Annotated in this window: 18 protein-coding genes; 16 read left to right on the top strand and 2 right to left on the bottom strand. The window is 70.6% G+C overall.

The features are described from left to right. Positions 1-128 precede the first annotated feature (128 nt). The 16 genes from TsocGM_RS14740 (at position 129) to TsocGM_RS14665 (ending at position 15945) form a co-directional block, all read left to right on the top strand. Positions 129-626, top strand: coding sequence for a hypothetical protein (locus TsocGM_RS14740; protein WP_126726232.1), 498 nt, complete (start codon positions 129-131; stop codon positions 624-626). A 20-nt stretch (positions 627-646) separates the two neighbouring features. Beyond that, the gene (locus tag TsocGM_RS14735) at positions 647-1288 is read left to right on the top strand and encodes a DUF305 domain-containing protein (RefSeq protein WP_126726231.1); all 642 of its coding nucleotides are present in this window, start codon (positions 647-649) and stop codon (positions 1286-1288) included. Positions 1289-1475: 187 nt separating this feature from the next. Further along, positions 1476-2951, top strand: coding sequence for a PP2C family protein-serine/threonine phosphatase (locus TsocGM_RS14730; protein ID WP_126726230.1), 1476 nt, complete (start codon positions 1476-1478; stop codon positions 2949-2951). 342 nt (positions 2952-3293) lie between these two features. Continuing rightward, a complete protein-coding gene (locus tag TsocGM_RS14725; RefSeq protein ID WP_126726235.1) occupies positions 3294-4034 on the top strand; it encodes a hypothetical protein in 741 nt (246 codons plus the stop codon). A gap of 82 nt (positions 4035-4116) precedes the next feature. After that, positions 4117-5211, top strand: a complete 1095-nt coding sequence (locus TsocGM_RS14720) for a tetratricopeptide repeat protein (RefSeq protein ID WP_126726229.1) — start codon at positions 4117-4119, stop codon at positions 5209-5211. 258 nt (positions 5212-5469) lie between these two features. Continuing rightward, a complete protein-coding gene (locus tag TsocGM_RS14715; RefSeq protein ID WP_126726228.1) occupies positions 5470-6336 on the top strand; it encodes a Spy/CpxP family protein refolding chaperone in 867 nt (288 codons plus the stop codon). Between the two features lie 50 nt (positions 6337-6386). Then, the gene (locus TsocGM_RS14710; protein WP_126726227.1) at positions 6387-6692 is read left to right on the top strand and encodes a glycogen-binding domain-containing protein; all 306 of its coding nucleotides are present in this window, start codon (positions 6387-6389) and stop codon (positions 6690-6692) included. A gap of 114 nt (positions 6693-6806) precedes the next feature. Then, on the top strand, positions 6807-7268 hold the full coding sequence (locus TsocGM_RS14705; RefSeq protein WP_126726226.1) for a hypothetical protein: 462 nt from the start codon (positions 6807-6809) through the stop codon (positions 7266-7268). A gap of 173 nt (positions 7269-7441) precedes the next feature. Further along, a complete protein-coding gene (locus TsocGM_RS14700) occupies positions 7442-9268 on the top strand; it encodes an FAD-binding oxidoreductase (protein WP_233578891.1) in 1827 nt (608 codons plus the stop codon). A gap of 1 nt (position 9269) precedes the next feature. After that, positions 9270-10022, top strand: a complete 753-nt coding sequence (locus tag TsocGM_RS14695; protein WP_126726224.1) for a hypothetical protein — start codon at positions 9270-9272, stop codon at positions 10020-10022. Further along, entirely contained in the window at positions 10019-10834 is an 816-nt protein-coding gene (locus TsocGM_RS14690) for a cytochrome c3 family protein (RefSeq protein ID WP_126726223.1), read from the top strand. The genes TsocGM_RS14695 and TsocGM_RS14690 overlap by 4 nt, the downstream gene beginning before the upstream one ends. A gap of 28 nt (positions 10835-10862) precedes the next feature. Further along, entirely contained in the window at positions 10863-11099 is a 237-nt protein-coding gene (locus tag TsocGM_RS14685) for a hypothetical protein (RefSeq protein ID WP_126726222.1), read from the top strand. A 162-nt stretch (positions 11100-11261) separates the two neighbouring features. Continuing rightward, positions 11262-12551, top strand: a complete 1290-nt coding sequence (locus tag TsocGM_RS14680; protein ID WP_199756794.1) for a site-2 protease family protein — start codon at positions 11262-11264, stop codon at positions 12549-12551. 53 nt (positions 12552-12604) lie between these two features. After that, positions 12605-12790: a hypothetical protein gene (locus tag TsocGM_RS14675; protein ID WP_126726220.1), complete on the top strand. Its 186-nt coding sequence runs from the start codon at positions 12605-12607 to the stop codon at positions 12788-12790. Between the two features lie 135 nt (positions 12791-12925). Then, positions 12926-13741, top strand: coding sequence for a class I SAM-dependent methyltransferase (locus TsocGM_RS14670; RefSeq protein ID WP_126726219.1), 816 nt, complete (start codon positions 12926-12928; stop codon positions 13739-13741). Positions 13742-13875: 134 nt separating this feature from the next. Further along, on the top strand, positions 13876-15945 hold the full coding sequence (locus tag TsocGM_RS14665; protein WP_126726218.1) for a heavy metal translocating P-type ATPase: 2070 nt from the start codon (positions 13876-13878) through the stop codon (positions 15943-15945). A 308-nt stretch (positions 15946-16253) separates the two neighbouring features. Here the strand turns inward: TsocGM_RS14665 and TsocGM_RS27090 are convergent, their stop codons facing one another. Beyond that, positions 16254-16502, bottom strand: a complete 249-nt coding sequence (locus tag TsocGM_RS27090; protein ID WP_126726217.1) for a hypothetical protein — start codon at positions 16500-16502, stop codon at positions 16254-16256. Positions 16503-16743: 241 nt separating this feature from the next. After that, positions 16744-18219 carry a YncE family protein gene (locus tag TsocGM_RS14655; protein ID WP_158633573.1) on the bottom strand — a complete coding sequence of 492 codons (1476 nt, stop codon included), beginning with the start codon at positions 18217-18219 and terminating at the stop codon, positions 16744-16746. Positions 18220-18338 lie beyond the last annotated feature (119 nt).

Below are 18338 nucleotides of genomic sequence, written 5' to 3'. Positions count from 1 at the left end.
AGAGCGTTGACGTACACGACGGGTCGCTGGGAGCAGTTCTGGGGCAGGCTCAGCCGGGAGGGATACCCGGTGGCGGCGTAAGCGAGTCCGGAGGGGCCGCGAACCACATCATTCGTCGGTCACACCCCGTGGACCTGTCGCGCGTCGCCGCGTCGGCCACGTTCTACCACCCGAATCTGCCCGACAAGCCCTGGTTCAGCCGGCCGCTCCGCGCGGCGCCATCCCATCCCGGGCACCCGGCCGAGGCGCTGGAGCTGGCCATCGATCTCAGTAAAGTCCCCGCGGAGGGCGCCAAGGTTGCGTTCCGGCTCGAGGGTCTCGCCGACTCGGCGGAGCCGACCGCCACATTCACCGTGCCGTTCGCCTTCGCCAAGGCGGCCGAGATCGCGGTGACCAAGGCGACCGAGGCCGATCGGGCGGCGATCGGCGCGCTCAAGCTCTGCCCCGTGAGCGGCGAGGAGCTGGACTCGATGGGCGGCCCGCTCAAGGTCTCCCGCGGCGACCAGGCGACCTTCATCTGCTGCAAGGGCTGCCTGGAGCCGATCCAGGCCGACCCGGACAAGTACCTCTCCGGCGGCGTGAAGCCGGGGGCCGCGGCCGAGCACGACCACCAGCACCACGAGTGAACAGGGGAGCGCGCACGGCCATGAGGAAGAGCAACGCATTCCGCCCCGGAGGCTTCGACGCCCTGGAGGGCCGGCTGGCGCTGAGCGGCCTGGCCCTGGGCGCGCCGGCCGAGCTGGCGACGCCGACGGTGCAACCGGGCCGCGTCGTCCGCGCGGCCCGGGGCCCGGCGGTCGACCGCGGGACGGCGCGGTTCGAGGTGCAATGGATGCGCGACATGATCGGCCATCACGACATGGCGATCCGGATGGCGCGGCAGGCGTTGCGGAACTCGGAGAGCCCGGAGGTCCTCGGCCTGGCCCGCGGGATTGTCCGGGCCCAGGCCCGTGAGATCGGGCAGATGCAGGCCTGGCTGTCGGCCGGCTACGGCATCCGCGGGTTCCGGCCGCGCATCGCCGCCGAGGAGGTGCCCATGCTGGCCGGGCTCCGCTCGCTGCGGGGACCGGCGTTCGACCGGGCGTTCCTCGCCGAGATGGTCGGCCATCACGAGCAGGCCGTCCAGGACGCCGAGGGCCTCCTGGCAAACGCCTCCCACCCCGGCCTGAGACGCCTGGGCACGGACATCATCACCACCCAGACCGCGGAGATCCGGCAGATGCGGGCCATGCTCGGCCAGGCGGGCCGCATGACGGGTACCGACGGGGCGGGCGGCCACCACGGATAGGAACGGCGCCGGTCCCGGTGACCGACTCCGGCCCGGCCCGCCGCCCGCCCCCCGGCCAAACCTCGGCGGAGACCTCCGTTGCGATCTTGAGCCCCGCAGCGCGGCGATCCCTCGGGGCCAGGCCGGGCAAGGCGGGCGGCGGACCGGGCCGGAGTCGGCTCATCCTCCAAACACGGTATTGTAGGCGATGACGCTCCGGTACAAGTTCGTCCTGCCCATCAACCTGATCCTCGTCCTGATCCTGGTGGCGTCGCTCGCCTGGGAGTGGCGGCGCCAGGAGGCGACGGGGCTGGCGCTGCTGCGGGCCCGGCTCGACGAGGAGGCGCGGTTCGTCGAGGCGGCGTACCGCTCGTTCGGCACATCCGGGCGCTTCGGGCCGTTCCTGCATGCGTTCTGCCACGCAAGCGATGCATCGGCCTCGCCGGAGCATCAGGTGGCCGTGGTCGACGCGGGGGGTCGGGTCGTGGCGAGCGCCGCGGAGCATGCGCGGCGGCCGATGGATCCGGCCCGCCTGGCCGGCCTGGGCGACGGCTTCTGGACCCGCCGCATCGGCGACGACTCGTTCCTGATCCGCGTGGCGGCCGCGGGCCCGCGGCGCGTCGTCGTGGCCGAGTCGACGCGCGCGGTGCGCGACCACGTCCGGGCAAACCTCCGGAGCCAGGTCGGTTGGTTCCTCGGCGCCGGGGTCCTGCTCCTCGGCGCGGTCAACGTCGTCATGCGTCATGCGGTGCTCCGCCCGATCCGGCGCATCTCCCGGGCGGTCCGCGCGCTGGAACGGGGTCGGCTGGGGGTGGAGGTCGCCTCGCCCAACGGCGACGAGCTGGGGGCGCTTGCCCGGCAGTTCAACGCCATGTCGCGGGCGCTCGCCGAGCGGGCGGAGGCCGAGCGCCGGGAGATGGAGGTGGCCCGGCTGGTGCAGGCCCACCTCCTGCCGCCCCCCGAGCTGGAGCTGGGCCGCGTCCGCGTCGCCGGGCGCTGCGTGCCGGCCGGCCCCGTCGGCGGCGACCTCTATGACGTCCGGCCGCTCTCGGGCGACCGGGTCGCGCTGCTCGTGGCCGACCTCTCGGGCCACAACGTCGCCGCGGCGCTGCACACGGCGATGGTCCGGGCGATCGTCTGGCGCGAGGCGGACGAGGCGCCCGGGCCGGGTGAGGTGCTGGCGCGGCTGAACGGGCGGCTCTGCCGGGAACTCCCCGAGGAGCACTTCGCCACCGCCTTCTTCGGCTGGTTCGAGGCACGCTCCGGCCGGCTTCGCTACGCCAGCGCCGGCCACCCCGCGGCGCTCCTGCTGGGGCCGTCGGGCACGGTGAGCGAACTCGGCCCGACGATGCCGCTCCTGGGCATCATGCCGGACCTCGCGGCATCCGAGGCGGACGTCGAGCTCGATCCGGCGGGTCGGCTGCTTGTGTTCACCGATGGCCTCATCGAGGTCTCGGATCCGGCGGGGAAGCTCTGGGGCGCTGACGAACTCCCCGCGATCCTCGCGTCGGGGGCCGGGGCGGGTCCGGCCCAACTGGTCGAGCGGCTCATCGGGCGCCGGGCGGAGGTCCGCGCCGACGGGTCCCCGCACGACGACGTCACCGTCGTCGTCGCCGACTACGCATCATCCGCGGTCGGGCCGAATGCCGCGGCGGGCGCGGGGGCGGGGAGCGTGCCGCGATGAACGGTGTCGCCCCGAAGCTCCCTCCTTGATCGGCGCACGACCGCGCCGTAGGCTTGCCGATCTCCACTTCGACCGGGGCGCGCGACGCGACGTCGCACGGGCGGGCACCTCGCGGCCGCCCGCCGCGCCGCAACAACTCGCCCATCCGCTCAGCCTTCGGAGGTGACATCCCGGAACAGGCTCGACTCGGCTTGATGCACCGTGCCCGCAGGGCCCCGACAGGCGAGGCTTGCGGCCGGCGCCCGGAACAACGACCTGATATCCCTGGGGCGCGAGGTTTGGGCTCGCCTTCGCACCGGGAATGGACCGATGCGTCTATCCCGAACGAATGAGGTGAGCACAATGCGTCCGGCGCTGAAGTGGATCGCGCTCGCGGGCGCCGTCGCCCTGGCGGGCGCCGGGGCCTACGGTCGCGTCGGCGAGGTCGACGCGCAGGAAGGGGAGGCGCCCTCAAGATCCGCGCGGGGCGGCCTCCTCGCCGAGACCTCGCGGCACCGGTTCGAGGTCTTCTTCTACCCCACCGGGGTTCGCGTCTTCCCCCGGGACAGCGCGGGGACGCCGCTCGGCGCCTCGACGCTCCGGGCGACGGCGACCTTCTACCATCCCAACGTCCCCGACACGCCGTGGTTCACGCGGCAACTGGGCGCGGCCGACGGGTCCCTCGACCTCGCCATCGGCCTGGCGAACGTCCCGCGGTCCGGGGCGAAGGTCGCCTTCCAGATCACCGGCCTCGCCGACCCGGCCGAGCCGTCGGCCGCATTCGCCGTCCCGCTCGAATTCGTGCCGCAGGCGCCCGCCCAACCGGTGGCGGTGGCACCGCCCGCGGCCGCGGAGATGCCGAGCCCGCGTTACGTCTACGCCCCCGGCTACTACGGCTACGGCTACTACGCCTACCCGGGCCCGGAGACCCTTCCCCGGCAGGCGGCACCCGCCCCGACCTACTTCGGCGCGCCCCCCCGCTACAGCGCCCGCCCCGCGACGCGGCCCTCGGGCGCCGGCCATTTCGTCGGCCCGAACCACCGCGACTGGTCCACCGGGCGGAATATCCCGCTGGCGAAGCCCTGGCTGAGCCCGAGGGACTGACGCCGGAATCATCGCCGGGAGAGACGACGCGCGCCGCGCGGGCTGGGCCGCGCGGAGAGGACTTTCACACGAGGAGACCGCGATGAATCGCAAGGCGACGGCGAGGCTGATGACGATGCTGCTCGGGGCCTCGGCCATCCTGGCGACGGCCGAGGCCCGGGGGGCAGACTGGCAGTCCGAGCACGACGCGGGCTGGGCCGCGTTCAAGCAGGGCCGGCTCGACGAGGCCGAGCGACGCCTCCGGGCGGCCGAGGGGGAGGCGCGGGCCTTCGGCGAGTCGGATCCGCGGCTGGCGACGACGCGCGATCACCTCGCCTGGGTGCTCTGCGCCGCGGGGGAGGGAGCCGAGGCGGAGCGCCTCGCCCGGTCGGCCCTCGCCATCCGCGAGGAGGCCCTCGGTGCCGAGCACCCGGAGCTCGCGGCGAGCCTCAACACGCTCGCCTGCGTCTACGACATGCAGGGGAAGCTGGCCGAGGCGCGGCCGCTCTACGAGCGCTCGCTCGCCCTGACCGAGAAGCTCCGCGGCCCCGACGACCCGGGCGTGGCGGCCACCCTGGACAACCTGGCCACGATCGACCACGTCCTCGGCAATGACGCCGGGGCCGAGGCGGCGTACAGGCGGGCGCTCGCCATCCGCGAGAGGACCGCGGGCGAACGGCCGCTCGAGCTGGCCCCGACCCTGTACAACCTCGGAACCTTCTACCTGGACGGGGGTCGGTTTGCGGACGCGGAGCCGCTCCTGAGCCGGGCGCTGTCGATCCGGGAAGAGGCCCTCGGCGGCGAGCATCCGGACGTCGCGACGAGCCTCGAGGCGCTCGGCTGGCTCCATGCGAAGCAGGGCAGGCACGGCGAGGCGGAGCCGCTCCTGAGGCGGGCGCTCGCGATCTTCGAGGCGGCGCTCGGGCCGGACCACCCCCACGTCGCCCGCTGCTGCGCGAAGATGGCCCACGCCTGTTGCGCGCTGGGCCAGGACGCCGAGGCCGAGTCGTGCTGCAAGCAGGCGATCTCGATCTACGAGAAGGCGCCCGGGGCGGACCCGCTGGGGTTTGCCCGTGCGCTCGAGGAATACGCAAAGGTGCTGCGCAACACCGGCCGGGCCGCCCAGGCGGAGGAGGCCGAGGCGCGGGCCCGGGCCCTGCGGGAGTCGCAGGGCCCACCCCCCACGCCGGATAGGTAGCCAGCGTCCCGACCCGTCCATGAGCGCCGCCAGACCGCCCGCGCTCGCGACCGGCAGGCTGGGGGATATCAGGGCCGCGAAGGGGGGGCAGGCCGGCGCCCCAGAACGAGGCCGGCCTGCGGCAGGGTGGCGTTCTCCCGCCATGGTATTTACGCGTGGTTGCACAAGCGCCGTGACTGTGATGGTCTCGAATCATCCCCGCAACCGTGTCCGCCGGACCGATGAGTTCGGCTGGCCGGGAACCAGAGGAGACCCGAGATGAGCGCCCCGAGTCGAACGACCGCATCCCGGCGGGCGTTGCCCCCCCTGGCCGCCCTGGCGCTGACCGTCGTCGGGGCCTGCGCGCCGGCGGGAGACGCGCTGGCCCAGGCCGCCAAGTCGCCGGATCACACGCAGCACGCCCACCCGGAGGCGGCGAAAGGGGAGGTGCCGCTTGCCGAGCAACTCCGCCAGCTCCAGTCCAAGGTCGACACCCTGGAGGCGGCGCTGGGGCAGGGCCACCGCGGGGGTGCACCGGCCGCCGGGGGATCGTCGCCGGGCATGGGAATGGGCATGGAGATGATGGGTGGTGGTGGCATGGGCAGCAGCATGGGAATGATGATGGATGACATGGGCATGATGCGCATGGGTCAGGGCGGCATGGGGATGATGGGCAGCATGGACATGGGCATGATGGGCATGGGCGCCATGGGCCAGGCGCGCGGGATGGCGGGCCTGACGATGGGCTCGGCCCTGCCCGGCTTCCCCGGCGCCTCGCACCTCTACCACGTCGGGTCGACGGGCTTCTTCCTGGACCACGACGGCGAGCACATCACCCTCTCCGCCGAGCAGGAGGCGTCGCTCAACCGGATCAAGCAGCAGGCCCTGCTGGCCGGGGCCACGGCCAAACGCCAGGTCGACGAGGCCGAGCAAGAGCTCTGGTCGCTCACGGCCGCGGACGAGCCGGACGTCGAGGCGATCGAGGCCAAGGTGCGGGAGGTCGCGAAACTCGGCGCCGACCAGCGCCTCGCGTTCATCCGCGCGGTCGGCGAGGCCGCCAAGGTGCTCACCCCCGAGCAGCGGCAACAGCTCGTGGGGGCGGCCGCGGGCGGGCCCGGCCCCACGTCGTCTACCCCCCCGCCCTGAGCAGGCGCGGACCGCACCGATCGATTCACCCATAGGCGATATTTAGTCATATGAAAAAATCAAAACGTAATAAGAATCCTCGGCCGGCCCAGCTCTCCTGCCACGCCCCGCAGGCGCAGGCGGTGTCCGTGGCGGGGACCTTCCACGACCGGTACCCCGCGGCGACGCCCCTGGCGAGGGACGCTTCGGGCGACTGGGACGTGCACCTGGACCTGCCGCCGGGGCGCCACGAGTCCAAGTTCGTCGTGGACGGCACCTGGTGCTGCGAACCGGGCTGTGACGGGCCGCACCACGGCTGCCCCAAGTGCGTGCCCAACCCGTCCGGCACCATGAACCGCGTCGTCGACAACGCATAACTACTCCGCCACATTTGGACTATGAAAGGAGGTGCAGAAGCAGCACGGCCGCGACCGTTAGAGAGCCGCGTTAACGCGTCAGCAAGCACACCCACCAAGAATGAGGAACTACTCATGACCACCAGAACCAGCCTCTTCAGCAAGATCGGCCTCACCTCGGGACTCGCACTCGCCGTCGCGCTTGCAGTGTGGTCGTCCGTTGCGGCCCAAGCCGCCGACGACGAGCAAGATGCGCACCAGGGCCATCCGGTGGCGCATTTGAACCACATCACGACGCAAGCCGAGGCCGAAGCCCTGAAGCCGGGAGACGCGATCGCGATGGCCTGCAGCAAGTGCAGGCACGTGATGGTCCAGCATGTGACCGAGGACAACTCGCACGTCAAGCTGATGACCATCGGCCAGAAGCACACATGCGTTTGCGGCGGAACCGTCACGGTCGTCGGCACCGGCAAAGGCGAAGGAAAGAACGAGGAAGTGAACCACGTCTGCTCGAATTGCGGGGACGACGCCATGTTTGTCTGCGCGACGAAGCCCGGCAGCGGTGCCGTGAAGGACACGGAACACCAGGAGGAGTAACGCGACAGCGGTTACCCGGACTGCGCCGGGCCGGTGTGAGCGACAGGTTGCCACACCAGCCCGGCAGTCCGGGAGCTTATCCCCAACAGCATGAACCGCCCAATCGAGCTGACATGAACATGAGATATCTGCCACCCCAAGGGACGACTACGAGCCGGCTTTTCAGGATCGGCGTGTTCGCCGTCTCGGTCGGTCTGGCGTTGGCCCTTCCGAGTTACGGCCAGGTGTCGCCCGAGGAGCACGCGCAGCACCATCCCGGGGCGGCCACGGCCGGGCCGCCCTCGGCCACCCCGCCCGCCGGCCCGATGTCGGGGATGATGGGCGGCGGCGGCATGGGCGGCATGGGCGAGATGATGGAGCAGATGCACGGGCCCCCGCCGAAGGAACTCTACCCGTCGCTCATGGCGCTGCCGGAGCTGCCCCCGGAGCGGCGTGCGGGCCTCGAGCGGCAGGCCCACGGGCGGATGCAGGCCGGCACGGCGCTGCTGTCCGAGGGGCTGGACCAGCTCTCCCGCTCGGCGCCGGGCGACGACTTCGCGGCGATGCAGGCGGCGACGGCGCGGATGCGCGAGGGGCTGGCGCAGTTCGAGAGCGGGCTGGCGGCGCATCGCGCGCTGGCCGAGGGCACGAGCCCGCGGAACGTCGCCCTGCAGTGGTTCAAGCGGGAGATGAGCCTCCTGCCCCCGGCCGGCACGGCGGGCGAGGCGGGCTCGATTGGCGTCTCCTGGTTCCACGGGTTCGTCATGGTGGCCCTGGTCGCGTTCGCCGCGGCGATGATCGCGATGTACTTCTCCAAGATGCGCCGCGCCGCGCGGCTGCTCCAGGGCCTGACCGGCGGCGGGCCGCCCGGCGTGGCGCCCGAGGCCGCTGCGCCGCCGGTAAGATCGGCTTCGTCCGCCGTGGGGCAGGCCCCGCCCGGTGACGCCGCCCGCACCGCCGCCGGCCGGAGGTGGTCCGGCCGCTTGCGCGTCGCCCGGATCTTCCAGGAGACGCCGAACGTCAAGACGTTCCGGCTGATGAACCCGCTCGGCGGGGTGCTCCCCTTCGCCTATCTCCCCGGCCAGTTCCTCACCGTCGCCGTCCCGGTCGACGGCAAGCCGGTGCGGCGGAGCTACACCATCGCCTCCTCGCCGACGCAGCAGGACTTCGCGGAGATTACCGTCAAGCACGAGCCGGGGGGCGTGGTCTCGGGCTACCTCGACGAGCGGGTCAAGGAGGACGACCTGCTGGAATTCTCCGGGCCGACGGGCTCGTTCACCTTCACCGGGCGGGAGTGCAAGTGCATCCTCCTGATCGGCGCCGGCGTCGGGATCACGCCGCTGATGAGCGTCCTGCGCTACCTGATCGACCGGAGCTGGCCCGGGGACATCTTCCTGCTGTACGGCTGCAAGAGCCCGCGCGACATCATCTTCCGCGAGGAGCTGGAGTACCTGCAGCACCGCCACCCGAACCTGAAGGTGGTCGTCACCGTCACGCGCCCCGAGGGGACCGGCTGGGCGGGGCCGACGGGCCGGATCACCAAGGAGCTGATCGCCCAGTCCGTGCCCGACCTCGCGTCGCGCTACGTGCACATCTGCGGGCCGGTGCCGTTCATGGAGTCGATGAAGAAGGCGCTGGCCGAGCTCGGCGTGCCCGCCGAGCGGATCAAGACCGAGGCGTTCGGCCCGGCCCTGGGCAGGCCCGAGCCGACGAGCCCGTCGGCCGTGGCCACGGCAGAGGCGCCGGCGACCGGCGTGGCGCTGCCCACGCTGACCTTCTCCGCCTCGGGCAAGTCGGCGCCCTTGCCCCCGGACAAGGTGGTGCTGGAGGTCGCCGACGAGATCGGCGTCGAGATCGACAACTCCTGCCGCGTGGGCACCTGCGGCATCTGCCGGGTGAAGCTCCTCGCCGGGGAGGTGACGATGGCCGTCGAGGACGGGCTGGAGCCGGGCGATAAGGAGAACCGCATCATCCTCGCCTGCCAGGCCAAGTCGGCGGGCGACGTCACGGTGGAGGCCTGAGATGAAGGAGCGCGATCGCCTGGCCGCCACCGGCCTGGTCGCGTTGATGCTGGTGCTGTGGCTGGGCTTCCTCGTCCACCGCTCGCCGCGCTTCGCCGGCAGCGCCTGGGGCGGCGTGCTCGGCGTCGCCGGGGCGCTCGTCATGCTCGTGCCGCTGGCCTACACGGTCGTCAAGCGGATCCCGCCGCTGAAGCGGGCGGTCACCCCGAGGGTCTCTCTGCGGACGCTGCTGACCTGGCACGTCTACGCCGGCATCGTCGGGCCGATCCTCGGCCTGCTGCACACCGGCCACAAGTTCGAGAGCCCGCTGGGCATCGCGCTCACGGCGATGATGCTTTTGGTCGTCCTGAGCGGCTTCGTGGGCCGCTACCTGATGGGCCAGGTCTCGGCAGACATCCGCGAGAAGAAGGAGCTCCTGACCCAACTGGAATTGGCCTACCGGGAGACGGCCGGTGAGCTCGCGGCGCATCCCGACCAGGCGGCTCTGCTGCGGCCGGTGACGGGCTTCTGGGCCCGGCTCGCGGCGGGGCTGCTCGTCCGCGACGACGACGCCCTGGCGGCGACGCCGATCCGGGCGCTGCGGCTGGCCGAGTCGATGGCCGACCTGGAGTACGCCATCAGGAACCACGGGGCGCTCAAGCGGGCCTTCGCCCGCTGGGCCGCGTTCCACATCGTCACCAGCCTGGCGCTGTACGCGCTCCTGGCGCTGCATATCTGGTCCGGGCTCTACTTCGGGCTGAGGTGGTTCCCATGAAGCTACGGTACTTCGTGCTCCCGGCGGTCGCGCTCTGTCTGGCGCTGTTCGCGGGGTTCTACTTCCTGCGCGGCCACCCCGGCGGCGAGCGTCCGGGCGTGCTGAGCGCGGTGGCCTGGCAGCGCATGGCGAGCCCCGGGGCGCTCTCCCGGCCGCACGCGTTCCTGGAGCACAACTGCGCCGCCTGCCACACGCCGGCCCGGGGCGTCGAGGCCGCAAACTGCATCGCCTGCCACGCCAATAATGAATCGTTGCTCGGGCGCCAGCCGACGGCCTTCCACGCCGACATCGGCAGTTGCCGGGAGTGCCATCTCGAGCACCGGGGCGTCGCGCGCCGGCCGACCGACATGGACCACGCGGCGCTGGCCGCGATCGGGCTGCGGCAGCCCCGGGCCACCGGCCGACCGGGCGACGAGGGGGCCCCCGTCCGCGAGCAGCTCGTGGCGTGGCTGCGCGAGGCCGGCGACTCGGGACCGGCCGGCCACCCGGAGATCGCCCCGCGGGAGGCGATCCTCGACTGCACAAGCTGCCACGCCCACCAGGATCGCCACCGCGAGTTCTTCGGCAGGGACTGTGCCCAGTGCCACGGGACGACGGCCTGGGCGATCGCGGCGTTCCGCCACCCCTCGCCGCAGTCGCGCGACTGCGCCCAGTGCCACCAGGCGCCGCCGAGCCACTACATGATGCACTTCCAGATGGTCTCGGCGTCGGTCGCCGGGCACCACGAGGCCCGGGTCGAGCAGTGCTACCTCTGCCACCAGACGACGTCGTGGAACGACATCAAGGGGGTGGGCTACTACAAACACCATTGAGGGGCGCAGCCCCGGAGGCGCGAAGGATGTGATCCGATCGAAGATGTTCTGGCTGGCGATGCTCGGCTGCCTGGCCGCCGTGCTGGTCCTGCTCCTGTTCCCCCGCTCCGGGGGCGGGGCGGCCTCCTGGCTGCTCCTCCTGGTCCCGGCCGCGTGCCTGCTCGGCCATTGCCTCCCCGGCCTGTTCGGTGCCAAGCACTCCCGTCATGCCGGGCGCGATGCGAGCGAGGCTCCCGCCGAGGGGGAGGGCGGCGATCGCGAGTGAGCCGCCTGCGGATGACACCTCGACCACGGCAGCGGCCTGCGATGATTGACGGAAGTCCCGACCCATGCTCTAGAGACGCCAATGAAGGAGGCGATGGCAACGAATCACCACACCAAACCCCCGAGACGAGCCGGTAGCAAAGGGCTGGGGATCCAGCTCCTCATGATCCTCTGCATCCTGATGCCCGTGATGGTCCTCTTCCTCCTGCCGGCCGGCGGGATCCTCGGCGGCGGTCTGCTCTTCTGGGTCGGGCTGCTGGTGACCTTCTGGCTGATCTCGATGCTTTCCGGGCCGATCGCGGAGAGTGAGCCGGTGATGACCGCACGCGTGTTGACCTCCGACGACCAGCCCGCGGTTGTGAAGGAGGTGATGGATGTCGGCCTCGCCGAGGAAGTCGCCGGGGTGCGGATCTTCCGCGGGCGGCTGCGAGAGCCGGCGGCGTCGGTTTATGCCAAGCTCAAGCACGCCCTCGGAGAGGGTGCCGCGCCGAGCGTGCAGGCCGATGAGCAGTTCTGCGCCTCCATCGTGCTCCTGCCGGGGCCGGTCGTGGATGCTGCGGCCGAGCCGCACGGGAGCCCCTGGGTGAACTGGCTGCTGTTCGCACTCACCGTCGTCACGACCACCTGGGCCGGCGCGGCGCATCAAGGCATCGATCTGCTCGCCGAGCCGGGGCGCTTCGGCGCCGGCCTGCCCTACGCGCTGGGGCTCTTATCGATCCTCGGCGTCCACGAGCTGGGCCACTACTTCACGGCCCGGCATCATCGCATCCGCGTGACGCCGCCCTATTTCATCCCGGTCCCGTTCGCGCTGGGCACGTTCGGCGCGTTCATCCAGCTGCGTTCGCCCGCCGAGGATCGGCGCGCGCTCTTCGATGTCGCCGTCGCCGGGCCGCTGGCGGGATTAGCCGTCGCGGTCCCGACGCTCCTCATCGGCCTGCGCTCGTCGGCCATCGTGGCGCCGCCGGCCGGGGCGGCGGCCGGGGTGATGCATGGCGGCGCCGATGTCGGCTCGTCGGTGATGCTGGCGCTCCTGGCCAAGCTGTCATTCGGCCCGGCGCTGCTCGAAGGCCATCTGCTCCAGCTCAGCCCGCTCGCCTTCGCCGGCTGGCTCGGGCTGATGGTGACCGCGCTCAATCTCCTGCCGATCGGCCAGCTCGACGGCGGCCACATCGCCCGCGCCATGTTCGGACGCCGCGCGGGCGAGACCATCGGCAGCGTCGCCATGTGGACGCTGCTGCTGCTCGGGCTGTTCGTCTGGCCGGGGCTCCTGACGTGGGCGGTCATCATCTTCTTCATCGCCGGCCGCGGCGCGCCGCCGCTGGACGACCTGACGCCGCTGACGCCGGCGCGGCGATGGCTCGGCTACGCGACATTCGCGGTCCTCGCGCTGATCCTCGCCCCGCTGCCGCACACGCTGTGGGGTGCCGCGGGCATCCGCTGCCCCTACATGTGATCGCAAGGAGGCCCGGAGTTGGCCCGATCTCGGAACGGAAACGGAGGATTCACATGGACTGGAGTTCGCTCATCTCGCTCGCCGCGGTCGGCCTGATGTTCTTCCTGATGATGCGCCACGGCGGCGGATGCTGCGGCGGCATGGGCTCGCATCGGCCGCGCGGTCGCGACGAGACGGCAGCGGGCGAACCACGGCCGCCCGGGGAGGGGCGGCCTCACGAGCCCGGCTCATCCGACTGAGGGACAAGGGCCGGCCGATGTCGTCCAGAGGCCCCGCAATAGCGTTGGCGCCCTGGTCGTGGTCGGGACGACCCCGTGAGGTGCTCTGTCCCGTTTCTACGCGGCGGAAATCGTATCGTTCGAGAGGAGAAGCCGATGAGCCGACAGCAAAGTCCGAATCCGGCCGAGGCTTACGAGCACTATCTCGGCCCCGCAATCGCGGACCCTTGGACTCGCGTGCTGCTCCAGCACGCAGCTCCGCGGCCCGGCGAGCGTGCGCTGGACCTGGCGTGCGGCACCGGCAGCGTGGCGCGGCACGTCGCACCCCTGGTCGGGGCTCAAGGGAAGGTGGTGGCGCTCGACATCAGCCCCGAAATGCTGGCCGTGGCCCGTGCGCTCCCCGCACCGACCGGCGCGACGATCGAGTGGCGGGAAGGAAATGCGATCGGCCTCGCCCTGCCGGATGCCGCGTTCGACCTCGTGCTGTGCCAGCAAGGATTGCAGTTCTTCGCCGACCGCGCCGCGTCCTTGCGAGAGATGCGGCGCGTCCTGACCGATGCCGGGCGTGTCGGCCTGAGCGTGTGGCAGGCCCTCCAACGCCATCCCGTGTATGAGGCGTTGTTTGAAGCGACGGCCCGGCGGCTGGGCGCGGCAATCCCCGACGTGGCGTCGTCCTTTTCCCTGTCGGACGCCGAGGAGCTACGTGCATTGCTGGGGGCCGCAGGCTTCCAACGCATCGAGATTACTCCACAGTCCCTCGACATTCGCCTTCCGGCGCCGGAGCGCTTCGTGGAACTGACAGTGTTGGGGGCGGCGACGACGATCCCCGCGTTTGCCCAACTGGATGCCGCGGCGCGCTCCGCACTCGTCGAGACGGTTTCTCTCGAGGTCGAAGCCGTCATGCACCGTTACCGCGATGGGGACAAGTTGACTTTCCCGATGTCCACACACATGGCAGTTGCATACGCGTAGTCAGCTGGCAGACGGGAATCATCGCTCGCGTACGCATGCTTGCACGAGCATAAGAATGGGGATGATCGAAGTGGGCCAGGGCTGAAGCCGCACATCCGCTTCGAAAATAACAGCGCAAGGGGAGGGAACGGAACATGAGTCACGGCCACGGCCATCAGCAGCACGATCATCACGCCCACGGCGACCACGCCCCACGATCCCATACAGCCGCGCATGACGAGGACCACGCCGGGCACGACAAGCATGCCGGCCACAGCGTGGCGATGTTCCGCGACAAGTTCTGGCTCACGCTGCTGCTCACCGTCCCCACCGTGATCTGGAGCGGGATGATCCAGCAGTGGTTCGGCTACACCGCGCCGCGGTTCCCCGGGTCGGCGTACATCGCGGCGGCCTTCGGCACGATCGTGTACTTCTACGGCGGCTGGCCGTTCCTCCAGGGCGGGTACCGCGAGCTGCGCGATCGCCTGCCGGGCATGATGACGCTCATCTCGCTGGCGATCACCGTCGCGTTCCTCTACAGCGTCCTGGTCACGCTCGGCCTCGTCGCCGGGATGGACCTGTGGTGGGAGCTGGCCACGCTGGTCGCGATCATGCTGCTGGGCCACTGGATCGAGATGCGCTCGATCACGCAGGCGCAGGGCGCCCTCAAGGAGCTCGCCAAGCTGCTGCCCGATACGGCCGTGCGCCTGGATGAGGCCGGCAACACCAGGGACGTGCCGGTCTCGGACTTGAAGCGGGGTGACCTGCTGCTCATCCGGCCGGGAGCGAGTATTCCCGCCGACGGGGTCGTGAGGGAAGGGAAGAGCGCAGTCAACGAATCGATGATCACCGGCGAGTCCAAGCCGGTGGACAAGGCGACGGGCGAGGAGGTGATCGCGGGCACCGTCAACGGCCAGGGCTCGCTGCGCGTCGAGGTGACCGGCACGGGCGACGAGACCGCGCTCGCGGGCATCATGCGACTGGTCGGGCAGGCCCAGTCGTCGCGCTCGCGCGCCCAGGCGCTGGCGGATCGCGCGGCGTTCTATCTCACGATCATCGCGATCGCCTCCGCGGCGCTGACCGCCATCCTCTGGCCCATCCTCGGTCGGCCGTGGGACTTCACGATGGAGCGCGTGGTGACGGTGCTCGTGATCGCCTGCCCGCACGCGCTGGGGCTGGCGATCCCCCTGGTCATCGCGATCTCCACCACGCTCGGCGCGCGGCACGGCCTGCTCGTGCGCGACCGACGCGGCCTCGAAGAGGCCCGCCTGCTCGATACGGTCGTGTTCGACAAGACGGGGACGCTCACGCTCGGCTCGCACCGCGTCGTGAAGATCGGCGCCGCGGAGGGGATCGGCGACGCCGAGGCGCTTCGCCTGGCCGCGTCCGTTCAGCGCGATGCCGAGCACCCCATCGCGCAGGCGCTGCTGACGAGCGCCGAGGAGCGGGGCATCGACGTGCCGCGGTCGCAGGGCTTTGAATCCCTGCCCGGCCGCGGCGTGCGCGCCGTCGTCGAGGGGCGTACGCTCCACGTCGGCGGCCCGGCGCTCCTGCGAATGCTCGCCGTCGAGCCGCCGCATGCTCTTCGCCGGGACGCCGAAACGGCGGCAGCCAACGCCCAATCGGCGACCTACCTGGTTGAAGGGGATCGGGTCCTCGCCGTCTTTGCGATCGCCGACGCCATCCGTCCCGAGTCCTTCGAGGCGGTCGAACGCCTGCACGCCGGCGGGCTGGAGGTCGTCCTGTTGACGGGCGATTCCAGGGCGGTCGGAGCTGCCGTCGCGGAGGAGCTCGGCATCGACGCGGTCTTTGCCGAGGTCTTGCCCGAAGACAAGGTGGCGAAGATTGAAGAACTGCAGGCCCAGAACAAGCGCGTGGCGATGGTGGGCGACGGCGTCAACGACGCGCCGGCGCTGCTCACGGCCGACGTGGGCATCGCGATCGGCGCGGGAACCGATGTCGCCGTCGAGGCGGGCGATGTGGTGCTCGTGCGCAGCGACCCGCGCGACGTGCCGGCGATCATCGACCTGAGCAAGGCGACCTACCGGAAGATGATCCAGAACCTGTGGTGGGCGGCCGGCTACAACATCGTCGCCATCCCGCTGGCCGCCGGCGTCCTCGCCCCCTGGGGGATCCTGCTGCATCCGGCGCTCGGTGCGGTGCTCATGTCGCTGAGCACCGTCATCGTGGCCATCAACGCGCAGCTCTTGCGCCGAGCCGTGTAACAGCGGTCGGCAGCCCCGCGACCGCGGGAAGCTCGTCCCGGGCCTCATCAGGCCCGGCGAGCGCGGTTTCAACATCTTGAACAGACGAACAGAACGAGCAGTAGTGTCGCCATGTGGACGTTGCTGGTCGCTCAGCTCCGTCGCCCGGCGGCCCCGGCATCACGCCGCGGTGGTCGCGCGGCGCCAAGGACGGGGTGGTCACCGCTCCTCGCGCCTCCGACAACTCATTCGCCGCCACGGCCCCGCGCCGTCAAGACGACGGCTGGGACGACGCAGCAGGCGACCACGGTGGCCATGCTCGTTGGTGCTCAGAGTTTCTCGACCATCGTTCCCACTTCAAACTGCACGCCGGGGTCGACGCGGATGACGGAATAATGCTCGTTCAGCGTTCGGATGACCTCCCCTCCGCCCAGCTGCTGTCTCTTGCACGCCGGGGAGACGACCTTCTTGCCCGGGGTCGGCCCCGTGCACTGGTTCTTGAAGAGGGTTACGCGGTCGCCCGGCTTCACCTCGCCAGCCCCCATGCAGATGTGGCCTTCGGTCTCGTCGAGCTTCATCACGACGGCCGCCCTGTTTGGCCCCCTTGGTGCGGAAACTGCGCAGGCCGAAGCGGCCATAATCACAATAACTGGCAAAATCACTTTTCTGATCATATTCCTCATTTTGCTTGCAGCGGCGAACGACCCGAGCCGCAGGGCCACCATAGCCGATGCGTCGAATCTTCGCACGAGGCCCGCGGCCAGATCTGCTTTACGCTCTCGCCGGGCATCATCGAACGAGGTCCATTACCCGACCATGTCAGATGGTGGTACAGCGGCTGATCCGCAACTCTTCGATCGTGCGCGGCACCACGACGCAGTCGTGGTGCCCGCCGGGGCTGGGCAAGTACCCGACGTGCTCGTTGGTCACGGCATCGGTCACGCAGATCCCGCTGGCGAGCCTCTGGAAGCCGCTGAAGGGTGTAAACACGTACTTGCCGTCGTAGGTCACCGCCGAGGGCTGGACGTCCGGCCCGATGTCCTTGATGAGCGTGATGGGCCTCCACGTTCGGGCGTCCACGATCATGAGGTGACTCGGCCTCGGCTTCTCATCCCAGATGACGACGAACATTTTCGTGCCGTCGGGGTTGAAGGCCACGTGGAAGGGGATTGGCACGCGCCCGCTCCACATCGGGTGCTCGATGTGCGTCTTGATCTCCCACCGGCGGGGGTCGGCGTCCCTGGCATCAACGACCGCGACGTTGTTCTGGCGAAGGTTGTTCATGGCCACGTAGTCCTCCCCGGAAGGAGAGAACCCCGCCTCATGGGCGGGGGAGAGCACCCGGTCCATGGCCACCCGCCAGGTGTCCTCCCCTGCGGGCAGGACGTCGTAATGGAGCTGCGACCCCTTGGGCGTGTGCAGGGCAGCGACCGGCTCGTACTCGTTACGCCGGTCGAGGACGACGCTGAGCCCGAGGAGGCGGATGCTGGCCACCGCCCAACGGCCGCGCGGGTCGAAGACGACCCCGTCGCACCCGACGGCGTTCGCGAGCCGCGCCCCCGGGATCTTCCCCTCCTCGACCTGAAGCTCGCCCCCGGGGGGCATCTCCCAATCCATCTTGATCCCTTTGGTGCCCTCCAAGTCGAACTTCTTCGTCTCGGGGTCGGGATAGATCCGCTTGATGGTCATCGTCCCGCCGCCGACCCAGGTGCCCTTGAGGGCCTTGTCCCGGCCTTCCCAGTCGAAGAAGTAGGCCGCCAGGACCTCGGAAGTGGCGCGATCGAAGACCGCAAGGACGTCCTTCTGCCCGTCGGCCACGGCGTATGACTCCGCGTCCGGCGCGATCGTGGTGTGGACGCCGAGCCCCAATCCCGTCGTCTTGGAGACGTCCTCTACGACCCCCATCTGCTGGCCGTCGTACTTGACGCGGTAGATCTTGAAGCCCTCGCCCGGCTCCGTCACCGGGGTCGGGATGCCCCACATCAGGAGGTTCTTCCCCCCCTGGTTGCTGTTGATGAACTCGAATCCCTTGTACGGATCGGGCGAAGGGAAGGCGGCCAAGTGGTGCGAAATGGGACAGTCGTCGCCGTAGTTCCAATACGAAATCCACGCCAGCGACTTGCCGGTCGCCATGTCATAGGCGTGCGCGCCCCCGCCGAGCTTGGTGGGGAGGAGGCAGATCCAGCGGCCCAGGTACTCGCCGATCAGGCGGTCCTTGGTCCGTTGTTCTCCAGGGCCGGAGGCTTCCTGGGCGACCAGCCTGCCAAATGGAGCAACGACAGCGGTCGCTCCCATCAATCGGAGAGCCTCGCGGCGGTTCATGGTAGCCTTCCTATCGGTGTGGAACATGGTATCGGCGGGGGCCACGCTCTGCCGACTCTCGCCGCGGTTGAGCTGGGAGCCCCGGCTCATGA

Source organism: Tautonia sociabilis (assembly GCF_003977685.1).
In the GTDB taxonomy this organism is placed as follows: Bacteria; Planctomycetota; Planctomycetia; order Isosphaerales; family Isosphaeraceae; genus Tautonia; species Tautonia sociabilis.
This window is presented reverse-complemented; position numbering and strand designations above follow the sequence as displayed.